The following is a 16,080-nucleotide window of genomic DNA, read 5'->3' on the forward strand; positions in this document are numbered from 1 at the left end:
CGGTCACTCCACGCGGGCAGCACCGTCCCGGACGCATGAGGAGACCTGCGCCCTGCACGGCCGGTCGCAACCCGCCGCTTTCCGGGACGGCCCGGTGGCCAGGCGGCCGACGGCGTCGTCGTAGCGCGACAGGGCGATCTCCGCGATCACCGGACTCGGGAGCAGGGGCGCGTTCACCACATCGGCGCCCGCCTTCGCCAACTGATCGTGGAAGTAGCCGGGGGCCAGCAGGTAGGACGCGACCGCGACCGACCGACCGGACCCCGCCCGGTGGGCGGCGACGGCGTCGGGCACGGACGGGACGGCCTTCGACCCGAAGCCCGCACGCACCGGGCCCGTCCTGAGTTCGGCGAGCACGGCCTGCACCTCGGCGACGTCCTCCGCGGCACAGGCATCGGAGGATCCCGCGGCGGCGAGCACCACGGCGTCGGCGACGTCGACGCCTGCCTCGGTGAGGCGCTGCTGCAGCACCCGGGCGAGGCGCGGATCCGGGCCCAACGGGAGCGCCGATACTGTTCCGGGCCTGCTCGCCGCAGCCCGGGCGATATCCACCTTGACGTGGTAGCCCACGGAGAGCAGCAGCGGCACGATGACGGCCGGCCGGCCCGCCGGCAGTGACGCCACCACGTCCACGAGATCCGGCTCCTGCACGTCGACGTACGCCTCGCGGACGTCCAGCTCCGGGCGGAGCGCCGTGATCCCTGCACGGACGGCATCGATCTCACGCCGGCCCTGGACGTTGTCGGTGCCATGCGAACAGGCGATGAGGACGGGCAGGGAGCTCGGGGGCGCAGTCACCGTCATGGCAGCCATTGAAGCACTGTCCCCGGTTCAACCGGCAACGTCGACCTCGACGATGCCGTCGACGCACCGCACCGGGTAGGCGTGGAGGCCCTCCCCACCGGACAGGCAGGCGCCGCTCGCCAGGTCGTAGATCTCCTTGTGGAGGGGCGAGGCGATCGTGGATACCGTACCCCGTGATCCGACGATCCCGCGTGCCATGACGGCCGCCCGTGTCCGCGGATCGATATTTCCGACGGCGTGCACGCGGCCGCCCGGCAGGCGGAACAGCGCAATCTGTTTCCGGCCGACGAGCGCCGCCTCGCCCCAGCACTCCTCGAGGTCGTCGAGGTGGCAGACGGCGACCCAGCCGGCGCTCGGGCGGGCAGGACGCTGCAGGATGAGCTCGGTCATGGCGGTCTCCTCAGTGGCGAATGCGTTCCTGCAACGCTAGGCGGCGGACGTGTCGTCGAGGTCCCGGGGCTGTTGCGTCGCGGTAACGGGCGCCTCACGGCACGGACTCCCGGCGGTGAGCCCGAAGTTAACACGGCGACACATCGGCGACACATCGGAGAAACTGCCTGTTCGTACCGTGGAGGGACCAGCGGGAGCGCCCCGGTCCGGACGGAAGGCACCACATGAGCGAGACCCGATCATCCCCACCGGTGGAGGCGGACGCCCTTTCGCGGGACCGACGCGTGGTCGTCGTCGGCGGGGGTCCGGCTGCCCACCGCTTCGTCGAGGCGCTGTGGCGGCGCGGAACGGCTGGACTGCACATCACGGTCCTGGCGGAGGAGGAGCACGCACCCTACGATCGCGTGGCCCTCAGCAGTGCGCTGACCGGTGACGTGGACCTCGGGCTCGGCGAGCCGCTCATGTGGCGGGAACCCGCGATCCGGCTCGTGACGGGGGAGCGGGCGGTCCGCCTGGACCTCGCGGCGCGGTCCGTCGAAGGCGCCTCCGGCGAGGGGTACGCCTACGACGACCTCGTGCTGGCGACCGGCTCGGATGCCGTGCGCCTGCCGCTCCCCGGTGCCGAGCACGCCGCGGTCTACCGCACCCTCGACGACGTCCAGTGGCTGCGGGCGGAGACGGCCCGGCTCACCGCCGGCCTCGGCCGGACACCCCGCGCCGTCGTCATCGGGGGAGGGCTGCTCGGCCTCGAAGCCGCCGGTGGACTGCAGCAGCTCGGCGCCGCGGCCACCGTGGTCAACCGCGCCGGCTGGCTGATGAACGCGCAGCTCGACCAGGGCGGCGGCCAGGCACTGGGCAGGCTCATCAGCGCCAAGGGGCTGGGCATCCACTGCGGCGGAGCGCCCGTCGCCATCGAGACGGACGACGACGGTGTGGTCACGGGCGTGTCCCTGAGCGACGGCGCGGTCCTCCCGGCGGACCTCGTGGTGCTCGCCGTCGGCATCCGGCCCCGCGACGAGCTCGCCCGCGAGGCAGGACTCGACGTGGCACCCCGCGGCGGCGTGGTGATCAGCGCAGCCTGCGCGACCGCCGCTCCCGGCGTCTGGGCGATCGGGGAGGTGGCGAGCTACGAGGGCGTCAGCATGGGGCTGGTGGCCCCCGCGAACGCGATGGCGGAAGTGTGTGCCGACGGCATCCTCGGCGGCCGCTCGAGCTTTCCCGGCTTCGACACCGCCACCAAGCTCAAGCTCTCGGGCGTCGAGGTCGCGAGCTTCGGGGATGCGCTCGCGGAGACGGACGGCAGCCTCGAGATCGTCTACGCGGACCCCGCCCGGGGGCTCTACCAGAAGCTCGTGGTCACCGACGACGCGAGGACGCTCCTCGGCGGCATCTTCGTGGGCGACGCCGCACCCTACTCCGCGCTGAGGCCGCTGCTGGGACGGGAGCTACCCGCGGAGCCCGGCGCCTACCTCTCCTCGGCCGGGAAAGGCGACGCCCCGCCGTCGGAGCTGCCCGACGACGTCATCCTCTGCTCCTGCAACAACGTGACGGCCGGCGCCTGCCGGTCCGCCGTCCACGGACTGGGTACGGATGGGTCCGCTGCGGAGCCCGCCCTCGACCTGCCGGCCCTCAAGGCCTGCTCGCGCGCCGGGACGCAGTGCGGCTCCTGCGTCCCCATGCTGAAGAAGCTGCTCGACGGCGAATTCACGAAGGCGGGCCGTGCCGTCTCGAAGGGTATCTGCGAGCACTTCGCGATGTCACGTCCGGACCTCTTCGAAGCCATCCAGGCCCTCGATCTGGCGTCCTTCCAGGTCATCCTCCGCCGCTTCGGGGCATCCGAGGAGGCGAAGGCTGGGCACGGCTGTGACATCTGCAAGCCGGCCATCGGCTCCATCCTCGCCACGCAGCGCGGGGAATACGTGCTCGACGGCGGACGCGGGTCCCTGCAGGACACCAACGACCGCGCGCTCGCGAACATGCAGCGCAACGGCACCTACTCCGTGGTGCCCCGCATCCCCGGCGGGGAGATCACCCCACAGAAGCTCGCGGTCATCGCGCAGGTCGCCGAGCAGTTCGGCCTGTACGTGAAGCTCACCGGCGCGCTCCGGATCGACCTCTTCGGCGCCCGGCTGGAGCAGCTGCCGGAGATCTGGAAGATCCTCGTCGAGGCGGGGTTCGAATCCGGGCAGGCGTACGGCAAGGCGCTGCGGAACGTGAAGTCCTGCGTGGGGTCGACCTGGTGCCGCTTTGGCGTGCAGGACTCCGTCGCGATGGCCATCGAGCTGGAGTTGCGGTACCGCGGGCTGCGGGCGCCGCACAAGTTCAAGATGGGCGTGTCGGGGTGCGCCCGCGAATGCGCGGAGGCCCGGAGCAAGGACGTGGGGGTGATCGCCACGGACCAGGGCTGGAACCTCTACGTCGGGGGCAACGGCGGCTTCCAGCCCGCGCACGCGCAGCTCCTCGCCCAGGACCTCGACAGTGAGACCCTCGTCCGGTACATCGACCGCTACCTCATGTACTACATCCGCACGGCGGACCGGATGCAGCGGACCGCGCGGTGGATGGACGACCTCGACGGCGGCCTCGACCACGTGCGTGACGTCGTGGTCGGGGATTCCCTCGGGATCGCCGCGGACCTGGAGGCCGCGATGGGCCGGCACGTGGAGCACTACGAGGACGAGTGGGCTGCCACCCTCAAGGACCCGGACAGGCTCCGCCGTTTCCGGTCCTTCGTCAACGCGCCGGAGGCCGCCGACCAGTCGATCGTCCTCGTGGAGGAGCGCGGCCAGCGCCGCCCTGCCACGCAGGAGGAGATCGACGCCGGAGCCGCCCGGGTGGGTCTGGGCACCGTGATCCCCGTCCGCGTCCCGACAGGACCGGCAGCAGAGCCCCTGGAGGGCTGAGCCGTGCACCTGGACATCGACCTGGCCGGACACCGCGTGGTGGTGCTCGGATCCGCGCGCCAGGCGCGGCGGATCGTCGCCCGCTACCGCGCCGCAGGAGCCGACGTCGGTCGCTTCGACGCGCTTGACTCCGCCGTCGGGCAGCTCGACGGCGCCACCCTCGTGGTCCAGGTGGAGGGCTCCGGCGCGCCACCGGCCTCGGCCCACGACCACCTGCGCCGCCGGTGCCGGGACGCCGGCGCGCTTCTCACCCGGGAACCGGCCGCCTCCGGCACCGGGCACGTGAGCCTGGTCGGCGGCGGCCCCGGCGCCCGCGGACTCCTGACCCTCGACGCGGCCGCCGCGCTGAGGGACGCCGACGTCGTCCTCTACGACCGGCTCGGACCGACGGAGTGCCTCGCCGAGTTCGCGCCGTCGGCGGAGCTCGTCGACGTCGGGAAACTGCCCGGCCACCACCGGGTGCCGCAGGCCGGCATCAATGCCCTCCTGGTGCAGCACGCCCTCGCCGGACAGCACGTGGTGCGACTGAAGGGCGGTGACCCCTTCGTGTTCGGCCGCGGGAGCGAGGAGCTCGCCGCGTGCCTCGAGGCGCGCGTGCCCTGCGCCGTGCTGCCGGGCATCAGCTCGTCCGTCGGCGTCCCGGCGGCCGCGGGCATCCCCGTCACGCACCGCGGGGTCAGCCACCTGTTCACGGTGGTCTCCGGGCACGCGCCGCTGACCGACGCAGAGCACCTCCACCTCGCGGGTCTCGGCGGGACCATCGTGGTCCTCATGGGCGTCTCGACGCTGCCCCAGCTCGTCGCGGGTCTCGGCCGGGCGGGAATGCGCCCGGACATGCCGGTCGCCGTCGTCGAGCGCGGGTACAGCGCATCCCAGCGGACGACGTCGGGGACGCTCTCGACGATCGTCACGGACGCGGGTGCCGCGCGCTGCCAGTCCCCTGCGGTCCTCGTCATCGGTGAGGTGGTGCGTGTGGGGCTGGAGCTGCAGGGCAGTGCCGCCCACCTCGCCACGTTGACCGAATCGCTGGCGTCATGAGCGCAACCACCGGCTTCGACGGATCGGCCGGCCAGCTGGCCGGGTTCCGCATCGGGGTGACCTCGGACCGCCGGTCGAGCGACCTGATCGACGCGCTCGAGCGGCGGGGCGCCTCCGTGTTCCACGCGCCTGCGCTGAAGATCGCACCGATCGCGGAGGATGTGGCGCTCCTCGCGGATACGGCTGCGATGGTGGCGGCACGCCCGGACCTCTTCGTCATCACGACCGCGTACGGGATGCGCCGCTGGTTCGAGGCCGCCGATGCCGCGGGGCTGGGCGACGACCTGCTCGACGTGCTCGGGAACGGCCGGATCCACGTCCGGGGGCCGAAAGCCAGGGGGGCGGTGCGCGCGGCCGGGCTGGACGACGTCGGGATCAGTTCCGACGAGACGACGGCGACCCTCGTGGACCAGCTGCTCCAGGAGGATGTCGCGGGCCTCACGATCGGTGTCCAGCTGCACGCCTACGCCGACGAACACCAGCTCGAACGGCTCCGGGAGGCCGGTGCCACGCTGCTCACCGTCACGCCCTACCGGTGGATCAAGCCGGAGGGCTCAGAACGGCTGCCGCGACTTATCGAGGCCGTGTGCGCCGGCCAGCTCGACTGCGTCACCTTCACGAGCGCGCCGGCGGTCGACGCCCTGTTCAGCACCGCGGCCGAGCAGGGCATGCAGGAGGATCTCGTGCGCAGGTTCGGGCACGGCGTCCTCGCCGCCGCCGTCGGGCCGGTGACGGCGCAGCCCCTGCTCGACGCCGGGATCACGCCCGTCGTCCCCGAGCGGTTCCGCATGGGGGCGCTGATCCGCCTGGTCTGCGACCAGTTGGCCGAGCACCATGTGGAGCAGCTCTCCACGCACTCCGGCCACGTCGAGGTGCGCGGTCGGTCCGTACGGGTGGACGACGTCCGGGTGGAGCTCGCCCCCGCGCAGCTGGTGCTCTTCAAGGCCCTCGTGGCGGCGCGGGGGGCGGTCCTGAGCCGGGAGACCCTCACGGCCCTCCTGCCCCCCGCCGGTGCGGAGCATGCACTCGACATGAGCGTCAACCGCCTGCGGAAGGCCCTCCCCGACCCGACCCTGATCGAGACGGTCGTCAAGCGCGGGTACCGGCTCCACCTCTAGCCTGCCCCGTCGCCTCATGACGCGACGGCCGCGGCGAAGTGCCGTTCGATGACGGTCCGGATGTCATCACGGCACCCGCCGCACCCGGTCCCCGCCCGGGTGGCCGTGGAGACGTCCTGCACGGAGGCGCAGCCGGCGGCCACGGACTCCTGCACCGAGCCGTGGGTGACTCCCGCGCAGCGGCACAGCGTGGTGGCCGGGCCGGGAGGTGATGCGGCCGGCATCCCCTCCGCGCTGTCGAGCCGCAACAGGCTGGAGCGATCCGCCGGGAGTTCGCTGCCCCGCTCGAACAGCAGCACCAGCTCGGCGCCGGTGCGCGGCATCCCGACGCAGACGAGCCCGGTGAGGACGCCGTCACGTGTGACCATTTTCGCGTAGCGTCCGTGCCCCGGGTCGGCCCACTCCGCCACCGTGAGTCCCGGCTCCACCGTCCAGGGGTCCGCCTGCGTCTCGCCCGCGACCACGGCGTCGACGCCCCGGGCCTTCAGGACGACGACGGGCTCCCGCCGCCTGCCCGGCCTGGCCGCGGTCCCCGCGTCGAGCTCCCGCGGGCGCGGGCCGTCCCCGGACAGCTCCGTGATGAACGCGCGCGCGAGGTCGTCGGCCTGCTGCCAGCCCGGGCCGATGAGGCCCTGGGGTGCCGTGCTGCCCGAACACGCCTCGCAGGAGAGGCGCAGGCAGCACACCTCGGCGCAGTCGCCGATGGCCCAGATGTCGTCCGAGCCGACGGCCCGCAGCGTGTGGTCCACGAGGATGCCGTCGGCGACCGCCAGATCGCTGCCCTCCGCCAGCTCCGTCCGCGGACGCACGCCGCAGGCGAGGACGAGGGCATCGCCGTCCACCCGGGTGCCGCCCTCCAGGCGGACACCCGCGAAACGCCCGTCCTCGAGCTCCACGCCCGTGGATGTGCCGGCCACGACGTTGATGCCGGCGGAGCGCAGTGCCGTCGCCAGCACCCGCGACCCGTCCCCGAGGAGCCGTTCCATGGGGGAGCGGCCGTGATGGACGAGGGTGATGCGCCCGCCCTCCTCGGCCGCGGCGAGGGCAGCCTCGATCCCGAGGATGCCGCCGCCCAGGACGACGATGCGCTGGTGCCCGGCGAGCGCGGCGGCCACTGCCCGGGCGTCGGAGAGATCGCGGAGGAAACCGACCCCCGGCGGGAGGTCCTCGGCGTCGGGCCCCTCCAGCCCTTCCAGCCGCGGACGGACGGGACGGGATCCGGTCGCCAGGACCAGGCGGTCGTAGTCCACGGCCCCGCCGTCCGTCAGCAGCACGCGCCGGAAGGGCCGGTCGATGCGTGCCACCCGGGTGCCCAGACGCACGTCGATGCCGGCGGCCCGGAGCCCGTCGGCGTCCGCGAGCCGGATCGCGGCCTCCCGGGTCCGCCCGACCGCGACATCGGCGACCAGCACGCGGTTGTAGGCGGCGTCGTCCTCCTGGCCGATCACCGTCAGCGAGACCAGCCCTGCGGCGACGAGGGGCTCGAGGTGCTCGACGAGCCGCGCCGCGACGGGCCCGAAACCGACGACGACGACACGGGACGGGACAGGGAGCTCCGGGGGCTTCACGAGATGACCCGCAGTCCGTCGGCGGGAACGCGATGGTCCACGGACGCCAGGCGGGTCACGCTGACAGGTGTCGTCTTGAACTCCGGCATGCCCGACACCGGGTCGGTGCTGCTGCCCGTCACGCGGTTCGCCGACCCTGCGTCCGCGAAGTGGAACGCCAGGAAGACCGTGTCCTGGCGGATGTCGGGGGTAGGGTCGGCCAGCGCCCGGGCCTCGCCGTGGCGGCTCGTCACGACCACGGCGTCGCCCCGCGCGATCCCGAGGTCCTGCGCGGTGGAGGGATGGAGCTGGAGCCGTGGGACCGGCTGGGCCGCGAGCAGCTCCGGGACACGGCGGGTCTGGGTGCCCGACTGGTAGTGCTCGAGGAGCCGACCCGTCGCCAGGAGCAAGGGGGCGGGCCGGCGCGCCGCAGCGGCGTCGGCCCGCGGGACGACGGCGACCAGCACGGCGCGACCGTCCGCGTGCGCGAAGGCGTCGACGAACAGCCGCGGCGTCCCGGACGTGCCCGCCGGGTACGGCCAGTACGCGGGGGCGCCACGGTCGAGCACGCCGTAGTCGAGCCCCGAGTAGTCCGCGATGCCGCCGGCGCTGGCGCGCGCGAGCTCGTCGAACATGGTCGAGGGATCCTCACTGAACAGGGAGGGTGCGTCCAGTCGGCGCGCCAGCTCCTGCATGACCCACAGCTCGCTCCGGGCACCGGGGGGCGGGTCGACGGCCCGACGGCGCCGCAGGATCCTGCCCTCCAGATTCGTCACCGTGCCGTCCTCCTCGGCCCATTGCAGGACCGGCAGGACGACGTCCGCGAGCGCTGCCGTCTCCGACAGGAAGAAGTCGGACACGACGAGGAGGTCGAGCGAGCGCAGGCCCTCGATGACCGTGGCGGCGTCGGGCGCGGAGACGGCCACGTTCGCGCCGTGCACGAAGAGGCACTGAGTACCGCCCGGCACACCGAGCGAGGTGAGGAGCTCGACGGCGGGCAGGCCCGGCCCGGGGATGGCGTCCTCGGGGACACCCCAGATGGCGGCGACGTGGGCCCGCGCCGCCGGGTCGGTGATCCGCCGGTACCCCGGGAGCTGGTCCGCCTTCTGCCCGTGCTCCCGCCCGCCCTGGCCGTTGCCCTGGCCCGTGAGCGTCCCGTACCCGCTGTGCGCCGTGCCCGGGAGCCCGAGGAGCAGCGCCAGGTTGATCGCGGCCGTCGTGGTGTCGGTGCCATCGGCGTGCTGCTCGATGCCCCGGCCGGTCAGGATGTAGGCGCCGTGTCCGCCGTCCGCGCCCCGGCGCGCCGCCGCAGCAAGGAGCCGCGCCACAGCCCGCAGGGACGCCGCGGGCACCCCCGTGATGCCCTGCACCCGTTCGGGCCACCACTGCGCGAGGCCGCGGGTGACGTCCTCGTGTCCGCTGGTCCGCGCCTCCAGGAAGCGGTGGTCCGCCAGACCCTCCGCCACCACGACATGGGCCAACCCCAGGAGCAGGACGAGGTCGGTGCCGGGGGTGGGCTGCAGGTGGATCCCCCTGCCCTGGTCGGTGAGGCGGGCGGTGGCCGAACGACGGGGGTCGACGACGACCAGGCCACCCGCGGCCTGTGCGCCGCTCAGATGCCGGATGAAGGGCGGCATGGTGTCAGCCGCGTTGGAGCCGAGGAGCAGGACCGCGGACGCGGTGCCGAGGTCCTCGAGGGGGAAAGGGAGTCCCCGGTCGACCCCGAATGCCCGGTTGCCGGCGGCGGCCGCGGACGACATGCAGAACCGGCCGTTGTAGTCGATCCGCGAGGTGCGCAGCGCGAGGCGGGCGAATTTGCCGAGGGTGTACGCCTTCTCGTTGGTCAGGCCGCCGCCACCGAACACGGCGACGGCGTCCCGGCCGTGCCGGGCCTGGATGTCCCGGACACGGTCGCTGATGAGGTTCAGGACCGCGTCCCAGGAGACCTCCCGGAGGATCCCGTCGGCGTCGCGGACCAGCGGCACGGTGAGGCGGTCCGGGTGGTCGAGCAGCTCCGCCGCGGACCAGCCCTTGCGGCAGAGCCCGCCCCGGTTGGTGGGGAAGTCGCGGCCCTCGAGGTCGGCCGCGCGGTCGTGCGTGCCAGGCGCGGTCACCGTCATGGCGCACTGGAGGGCGCAGTAGGGGCAGTGAGTCGGCTGCCCGGCACGTGCCTGCTGCATCGGGTCAGACCTTGCCGAGGGTGGAGGAGGGCCGGAGGTAGAAGAACCAGGTCACGGCGAGCATCAGGACGTACCCTCCGACGAAGCCGTAGAACGCGGAGTCGTAGCTGCCCGAGGCGCCCTTCGAGGCGTTGAGTACCTGGGGGATGAGGAAGCCCCCGTAGGCGCCGACCGCGGAGATGAGGCCGAGGGCCGCGGCGGACTTGCGGGCGGTGCTCACGGATTCCCGGAGCTCGGACCCTGCAGCGGCTCCCCGCCGCGCGAAGATGACGGGGATCATGCGGTAGGTCGCCCCGTTGCCCGCGCCGGCGGCCGCGAAGAGGACGAGGAAGAGGCCGAGGAAGAGCCAGAAGTCGGACAGGGGGAGCGTCCAGACGACCGCCAGGGCGATCGCGGCCATGACCGCGAAGGCCCCCACCGTGATCACGGCGCCGCCGAAGCGGTCCGCGAGGCGTCCGCCGAAGGGCCGGGCGAGGGATCCGACCAGGGGGCCGAGGAACGCGAGGGACAGCGTGGCCGGGCCCATGGCGATCGAGGAGAAAGCGGGGAAGGTATCGACGATCAGCTTCGGGAAGACTCCGGCGAATCCGATGAACGACCCGAACGTGCCGATGTAGAGCAGCGCCATGATCCACAGGTGCGGTTCCCGGACAGCCGCCAGGGACCCGGCGAGATCGCTGCGGGCGCTGGAGAGGTTGTCCATGAACTTCCAGGCGCCCAGGGCCGCGGCGAGGATCAGGGGCACCCAGATCCAGCCCGCGAGGGGCAGGTCCAGCGTCGCGGCGGCGCTGAGGGCGATGACGATGGGCACCACCAGTTGAGCGACCGCGGCACCGAGGTTGCCGCCTGCCGCATTCAGCCCGAGGGCCCAGCCCTTCTCCCGGGCGGGGAAGAAGAACGTGATGTTCGCCATCGAGCTCGCGAAGTTGCCGCCACCGAATCCCGCGAGTGCCGCCACCGCGAGCATCACGCCGAACGGGGTGTCGGGGTTGGAGACGCACAGCCCCAGCCCGATGGTCGGGATCAGCAGGAGCAGGGCGGAGATGACGGTCCAGTTCCTGCCGCCCAGCCTCGGCACCATGAACGTGTAGGGGATGCGCAGCGTCGCCCCGACGAGGGACGGCATGGAGATCAGCCAGAAGATCTGCGACGTCGAGAAGGTGAAGCCCGCCGCCGGCAGGTACACGACGACGATCGACCACAGCTGCCAGACCACGAAACCGAGGAACTCGCACGCGATCGACCAGTGCAGGTTGCGCCGGGCGATCGACCTGCCGCCGCTGCTCCACTGGGCGGTGTCCTCGGCGTCCCAGTTGTCGATCCACCGGCCGGAACGGTAGGCCAGGGGGGGTGCGCTCTCGGCACGTGCTGGAGCCAGTGCGGGGGATGCTGCTTCGTCGATGCTCACTGAGTCCTCCGTGGGCTGGTGCGGCTGATCCCCCGAGGCTAGTGAGCGCGCGTTTCCGTTCCCCGCGTGCTGCGTAAACGCCCCGTGACGTTCACCTATCCGTGCCCGGTGGGTACCGTGAGGTCGTGGGAACCCGCTGCGCGCAGCGGAGGCCCGATCCGACGAAGGAGGGCGATCATGAAGGTGCTGGTCACGGGGTCGGTCGAAGGGCTGGGCCGGGCTGCGGCGGAAGCCCTCCTGCAGGAAGGGCACGACGTCGTCGTGCATGCCCGCACCGGGGAGCGCGCGGGCGCCCTCACACCACTCGCCGGTCAGGGCGCGGAGCTCGTGGTGGGGGACTTCGGGGACCGGAAGGCCGTCCGGCGGATCGCCGCCGAGCTGAACGCGGGAACACCGCTCGACGTCGTCATCCACAACGCGGGGGTCTGGAGCGGACCGGCGGTTCTGCCCGTCAACGTGATCGCCCCCTACCTCCTGACCGCCCTGCTCGAGGGCCCGCGGCGGCACGTGTACCTGAGCAGCGGATCGCACTACAGCGGGCGTCCGTCCCTCGACGGCGTGGACTGGCGGGGCCGCATGCCGGGCCGCTACGCGGACAGCAAGCTCTTCCTCACCACCTTCTCCGCCGCGGTGGCGCGACTGCGCCCGGACGTCCTCAGCAACGCGGTGGATCCCGGCTGGGTCCCCACGAGGATGGGCGGCCCCACAGCACCGGACGAGCTCGACCTCGGCCACCGGACCCAGGTGTGGCTCGCGACGGGCGAGGATCCCGAGGCACTCACGACCGGCGCGTACTGGTTCCACCGTGAGCGGAGGGAGCCCCACGCCGCCGTGCTGGACCCCGCGTTCCAGGACCGGCTGCTCCGGGTGCTCGCCGACGAGACGGGCGTCGCGCTACCGGGGAGCCGCTGAGCGGCTCAGTACGACGGCGCCGGCGGCAGGCCGAAGTGCTCCTCGAGGGTCTGCGACCCGGCCGCCTCCATGGCGAGCGAGACGTCCGTGCCCACATAGCGGTAGTGCCAGGATTCCGCCGAGAATCCAGTGATCTCGTGGAAGCCGAGCGGGTAGCGGAGGATGAACCCGAACTCGGCAGCGTTCGCCGCCGCCCACTGCCCGGCGGGGGTGTCCTGGAAACAGCGCACGAGGGTGCAGGCGCCGTCGGCCTGCGCGAGGTCGAAGGCGAGGCCCGTCTGGTGCTCCGAATAGCCCGGACGGGCGGACACGGTGTCCGCGCCGGCCGGGCCGCCGTACTGGCCCACCCAGTACGCGTAGGTGGCTTCCTGGTCCGCGAAGGACCGGTATCCGCTCACCATGGTCAGGTTCACGCCGTCGGCGGCCGCCGCCGCGAACATCGCCTCCACCGCCGCTGCGGCATCCGGGCGCAGGAGGTCGAAGCCGGTGGGTGTGGCGACGTCGGGCCGGCGCAGGTCGGCGGGCGCGTAGTCCAGCGGCGTCAGGGGCCTGCGCTTGTTCACGACGACGTCGATGGCAGCGGGGTCCAGGTGTGCGTCAGCGGCAGGGGCAGCCGATGCCGTCGCGGCGGGCGCGTTCCCCGGACCGCCCGCCGCGGGACCCGGTGGGCGCTGGGGCGGGGCGGGAAGACTGCCGACGGAGGGGGCATCGGGCGCGGGGTCCGGCCCGGAACAGGCGGAGAGCGCGACGGCGAGGACAAGCAGCCCCACCGTCGGCAGGACGCGCATGGTCAGGTCTTCCGCAGGAGCATGCGGCGCACCGAGTGGTCCGCGTCCTTCGTGAGCACGAGCTGCGCCCGCCCGCGCGTGGGCAGGACGTTCGCCACGAGGTTCGGCTCGTTGATGCTCTCCCAGATGCCGGTCGCCGTCCGCCGGGCTTCCTCGTCACTGAGGTCGGCGTACCGGTGGAAGTAGGACTCAGGGTTGGCGAACGCGCCGGAGCGCAGGGACTGGAAGCGGTGGATGTACCACTCCTTGATGTTCGCGGTCTTCGCGTCGACGTAGATGGAGAAGTCGAAGAAGTCGCTCAGCGCGAGTCCCGTGATGCCGTCGGGACGCGGGCGTGCCGGCGCGAGCACGTTGAGGCCCTCGACGATGAGGACGTCAGGACGGCGGACCACCACTTCGCGACCGGGCACGATGTCGTAGGTGAGGTGCGAATACGAGGGGGCGCGGACCTCGGCGGCTCCGCTCTTGACCTCGCTGACGAAGCGCAGGAGCCGGCGGCGGTCGTAGGACTCGGGGAAGCCCTTGCGCTGCATGAGGCCGCGGCGCTCGAGCTCCGCATTCGGGTAGAGGAACCCGTCCGTGGTGATCAGGGCCACATCGGGGGTGTCCGGCCAGCGCCGCAGGAGCTCGCGCAGCACCCTCGCCGTCGTCGACTTGCCCACCGCGACGGACCCGGCGACGCCGATCACGAACGGCGTGCGCGTGGTGCGCTCGCCGAGGAAGGTGTTGGTGGCTGCGTGGAGCTGGTCGGCCGCTGCCGTATACAGGTTCAGCAGGCGGGAGAGAGGGAGGTACACCTCGCGCACCTCGTCGAGGTTCAGGGCATCGCCCAGGCCGCGCAGCCGCTGGACGTCCTCGAAGTTCAGCGGGCTCCTGATCTCGTGGGACAGGCGGGACCAGGTCTGGCGGTCGAGCTCCACGAAGGGGGTGAAGGATTCGGCATTGATGGCCTGCTGCGTCCCCGTGCCTCTGTCATTCACCTGACGATTCTGCCCGGTGGCCTGCGCATTAACAAACACGGCCACGGGTACGCTGGATGTCATGTGTGGAATCGTTGGATATGTGGGCCGGGACAACGGCCAGGGATCATCGGCGCTCGACTCGGTCGCCCCGGCATTCGATCAGGAGGCGTCCGAGGCGCAGCACGGCGCACTCGACGTCGTGATGGAAGGCCTCCGGCGCCTCGAGTACCGCGGCTACGACTCCGCCGGGGTGGCGGTGATCACGGCCGAGGGCATCGAGTCCCGGAAGAAGGCCGGCAAGCTCACGAACCTCGTCGCGGAACTGGCAGCCGATCCGCTGCCGCGGTCGCTGACCGGGATCGGGCACACGCGGTGGGCGACCCACGGCGGACCGACCGACCAGAACGCGCACCCGCACCTCGCCGACGACGGCAGGCTCGCGGTGATCCACAACGGCATCATCGAGAACTACGCCGAGCTCAAGGCGGAGCTGACCGCCGAGGGACTGTCCTTCATCTCCGACACCGACACCGAGGTCGCGGCCGGGCTCGTGGGCCGGCTGTACCGCGGGCTCGTCGAGAACGGCACCGAGGGCGACATCCTGACCCTCGCCCTGCAGCAGGCCTGCCAGCGCCTGGAAGGCGCCTTCACGCTCCTCGCCATCCACCAGGACCAGCCCGGCGTCGTCGCCGCCGGCCGCCGCAACTCCCCGCTCGTGGTGGGCTTGGGCGACGGCGAGAACTTCCTCGGATCCGACGTCTCCGGGTTCATCGACTTCACCCGCCGCGCCGTCGAGCTCGGCCAGGACCAGATCGTCACCATCACGCCCGACGACGTCACCATCACCGACTTCTTCGGCGCCCCCGCCGAGGGCACCGAGTTCCACGTCAGCTGGGACGCCGCCGCCGCCGAGAAGGGCGGCTTCGACTCCTTCATGGAGAAGGAGATCCACGACCAGCCCGACGCCGTCGGCCAGACCCTCCTCGGCCGCTCCGGCGTCGACGGCAACCTGATGCTCGACGAACTGCGCATCGACGAGGCGATCCTGCGCTCGGTCGACAAGATCGTGGTGCTCGCGTGCGGCACGTCCGCCTACGCCGGCCAGGTGGCCAAGTACGCGATCGAGCACTGGTGCCGCATCCCCACCGAGGTGGAGCTGTCCCACGAGTTCCGGTACCGCGACCCCATCGTGAACGAGAAGACGCTCGTCGTCGCGATCTCGCAGTCCGGCGAGACCATGGACACCCTCATGGCCGTCCGCTACGCCCGTGAGCAGGGCGCCAAGGTCGTCGCCATCTGCAACACCAACGGCTCCACCATCCCGCGCGAATCGGACGCCGTGCTGTACACGCACGCCGGCCCGGAGATCGCCGTCGCCTCGACGAAGGCCTTCCTCGCGCAGATCACCGCCGCCTACCTGCTGGGCCTGTACCTGGCGCAGCTGCGCGGCAACAAGTACCGGGACGAGATCGCCGACGTCCTCGCGGACCTCTCCACCATCCCCGGCAAGATCCAGTCCATCCTCGACGACGCCGACAAGATCAAGCAGCTCGGCACGGACATGGCCAACGCCAAGTCGGTGCTGTTCCTCGGCCGCCACGTGGGCTTCCCCGTGGCGATGGAGGGGGCCCTGAAGCTCAAGGAGCTCGCCTACATCCACGCGGAGGGCTTCGCCGCGGGCGAGCTCAAGCACGGGCCGATCGCCCTGATCGAGGAGGGCCAGCCCGTCGTCGTCGTCATGCCGTCCCCGAGCAGCCGCAACTCCCTGCACGCCAAGGTGGTCTCCAACGTCCAGGAGATCCGCGCGCGCGGCGCCGTGACGATCGTCATCGCGGAGGAAGGCGACACCACGGTCGAGGCCTACTCGGAGCACGTGTTCTACGTGCCGGAGTCCCCGACGCTGCTCGCCCCGCTGCTGACCACGGTGCCGCTGCAGATCTTCGCCCTGGCCCTCGCCAGCGCCAAGGGCTACGACGTCGACCAGCCCCGCAACCTGGCGAAGTCGGTCACGGTTGAGTAGTCCCCTCCCG

Annotated in this window: 12 protein-coding genes; 5 read left to right on the forward strand and 7 right to left on the reverse strand. The window is 72.2% G+C overall.

Annotated elements, in window-relative coordinates; all coding sequences use genetic code 11:
• Nucleotides 1-3 precede the first annotated feature (3 nt).
• Both ACX80F_RS00550 and nirD read right to left on the reverse strand, forming a co-directional pair.
• Nucleotides 4-813 (reverse strand): sirohydrochlorin chelatase, encoded by an 810-nt coding sequence (locus ACX80F_RS00550; protein WP_459334433.1) that lies wholly within the window; start codon nt 811-813, stop codon nt 4-6.
• A gap of 18 nt (nt 814-831) precedes the next feature.
• A complete protein-coding gene (nirD, locus tag ACX80F_RS00555; RefSeq protein WP_459334434.1) occupies nt 832-1,194 on the reverse strand; it encodes a nitrite reductase small subunit NirD in 363 nt (120 codons plus the stop codon).
• Nucleotides 1,195-1,418: 224 nt separating this feature from the next.
• Between nirD and nirB the strand changes: the two genes are divergently transcribed.
• Genes nirB through ACX80F_RS00570 form a run of 3 tightly spaced genes read left to right on the forward strand, consistent with a single transcriptional unit; the run spans nt 1,419 to nt 6,253 of the window.
• Nucleotides 1,419-4,097 (forward strand): nitrite reductase large subunit NirB, encoded by a 2,679-nt coding sequence (gene nirB, locus ACX80F_RS00560; RefSeq protein ID WP_459334435.1) that lies wholly within the window; start codon nt 1,419-1,421, stop codon nt 4,095-4,097.
• A gap of 3 nt (nt 4,098-4,100) precedes the next feature.
• Nucleotides 4,101-5,135 carry a uroporphyrinogen-III C-methyltransferase gene (gene cobA / locus ACX80F_RS00565; RefSeq protein WP_459334436.1) on the forward strand — a complete coding sequence of 345 codons (1,035 nt, stop codon included), beginning with the start codon at nt 4,101-4,103 and terminating at the stop codon, nt 5,133-5,135.
• Nucleotides 5,132-6,253 carry a uroporphyrinogen-III synthase gene (locus ACX80F_RS00570; RefSeq protein ID WP_459334437.1) on the forward strand — a complete coding sequence of 374 codons (1,122 nt, stop codon included), beginning with the start codon at nt 5,132-5,134 and terminating at the stop codon, nt 6,251-6,253. The genes cobA and ACX80F_RS00570 overlap by 4 nt, the downstream gene beginning before the upstream one ends.
• Nucleotides 6,254-6,267: 14 nt before the next feature.
• Here the strand turns inward: ACX80F_RS00570 and ACX80F_RS00575 are convergent, their stop codons facing one another.
• From ACX80F_RS00575 to ACX80F_RS00585, 3 genes are read right to left on the reverse strand one after another with little or no spacing between them, the layout of a single operon-like run.
• Nucleotides 6,268-7,821 (reverse strand): FAD-dependent oxidoreductase, encoded by a 1,554-nt coding sequence (locus ACX80F_RS00575; protein ID WP_459334438.1) that lies wholly within the window; start codon nt 7,819-7,821, stop codon nt 6,268-6,270.
• A complete protein-coding gene (locus ACX80F_RS00580) occupies nt 7,818-9,980 on the reverse strand; it encodes a molybdopterin oxidoreductase family protein (protein WP_459334439.1) in 2,163 nt (720 codons plus the stop codon). The genes ACX80F_RS00575 and ACX80F_RS00580 overlap by 4 nt, the downstream gene beginning before the upstream one ends.
• A 4-nt stretch (nt 9,981-9,984) precedes the next feature.
• Nucleotides 9,985-11,388: an MFS transporter gene (locus ACX80F_RS00585; RefSeq protein WP_459334440.1), complete on the reverse strand. Its 1,404-nt coding sequence runs from the start codon at nt 11,386-11,388 to the stop codon at nt 9,985-9,987.
• Between the two features lie 177 nt (nt 11,389-11,565).
• On the opposite strand from ACX80F_RS00585, the gene ACX80F_RS00590 reads away from it, so the two are divergent.
• A complete protein-coding gene (locus tag ACX80F_RS00590) occupies nt 11,566-12,300 on the forward strand; it encodes an SDR family NAD(P)-dependent oxidoreductase (protein ID WP_459334441.1) in 735 nt (244 codons plus the stop codon).
• Between the two features lie 5 nt (nt 12,301-12,305).
• Here ACX80F_RS00590 and ACX80F_RS00595 read toward each other — a convergent pair whose 3' ends face one another.
• A complete protein-coding gene (locus ACX80F_RS00595) occupies nt 12,306-13,088 on the reverse strand; it encodes a M15 family metallopeptidase (RefSeq protein WP_459334442.1) in 783 nt (260 codons plus the stop codon).
• A 2-nt stretch (nt 13,089-13,090) separates the two neighbouring features.
• On the reverse strand, nt 13,091-14,068 hold the full coding sequence (gene coaA, locus ACX80F_RS00600; RefSeq protein ID WP_459334443.1) for a type I pantothenate kinase: 978 nt from the start codon (nt 14,066-14,068) through the stop codon (nt 13,091-13,093).
• Between the two features lie 61 nt (nt 14,069-14,129).
• Between coaA and glmS the strand changes: the two genes are divergently transcribed.
• On the forward strand, nt 14,130-16,070 hold the full coding sequence (gene glmS / locus ACX80F_RS00605; RefSeq protein ID WP_459334444.1) for a glutamine--fructose-6-phosphate transaminase (isomerizing): 1,941 nt from the start codon (nt 14,130-14,132) through the stop codon (nt 16,068-16,070).
• The last annotated feature ends 10 nt before the right edge of the window (nt 16,071-16,080 follow it).

The organism is Arthrobacter sp. TMS2-4, assembly GCF_054511075.1.

Excerpts from the sequence above, each read along its gene's own strand:
- nirD (WP_459334434.1), bottom strand. The coding sequence starts at position 1,194 with ATGACCGAGCTCATCCTGCAGCGTCCTGCCCGCCCGAGCGCCGGCTGG.
- ACX80F_RS00590 (WP_459334441.1), top strand. The coding sequence starts at position 11,566 with ATGAAGGTGCTGGTCACGGGGTCGGTCGAAGGGCTGGGCCGGGCTGCG.
- nirB (WP_459334435.1), top strand. The coding sequence starts at position 1,419 with ATGAGCGAGACCCGATCATCCCCACCGGTGGAGGCGGACGCCCTTTCG.
- glmS (WP_459334444.1), top strand. The coding sequence starts at position 14,130 with ATGTGTGGAATCGTTGGATATGTGGGCCGGGACAACGGCCAGGGATCA.
- ACX80F_RS00570 (WP_459334437.1), top strand. The coding sequence starts at position 5,132 with ATGAGCGCAACCACCGGCTTCGACGGATCGGCCGGCCAGCTGGCCGGG.
- ACX80F_RS00595 (WP_459334442.1), bottom strand. The coding sequence starts at position 13,088 with ATGCGCGTCCTGCCGACGGTGGGGCTGCTTGTCCTCGCCGTCGCGCTC.
- ACX80F_RS00550 (WP_459334433.1), bottom strand. The coding sequence starts at position 813 with ATGGCTGCCATGACGGTGACTGCGCCCCCGAGCTCCCTGCCCGTCCTC.
- ACX80F_RS00580 (WP_459334439.1), bottom strand. The coding sequence starts at position 9,980 with ATGCAGCAGGCACGTGCCGGGCAGCCGACTCACTGCCCCTACTGCGCC.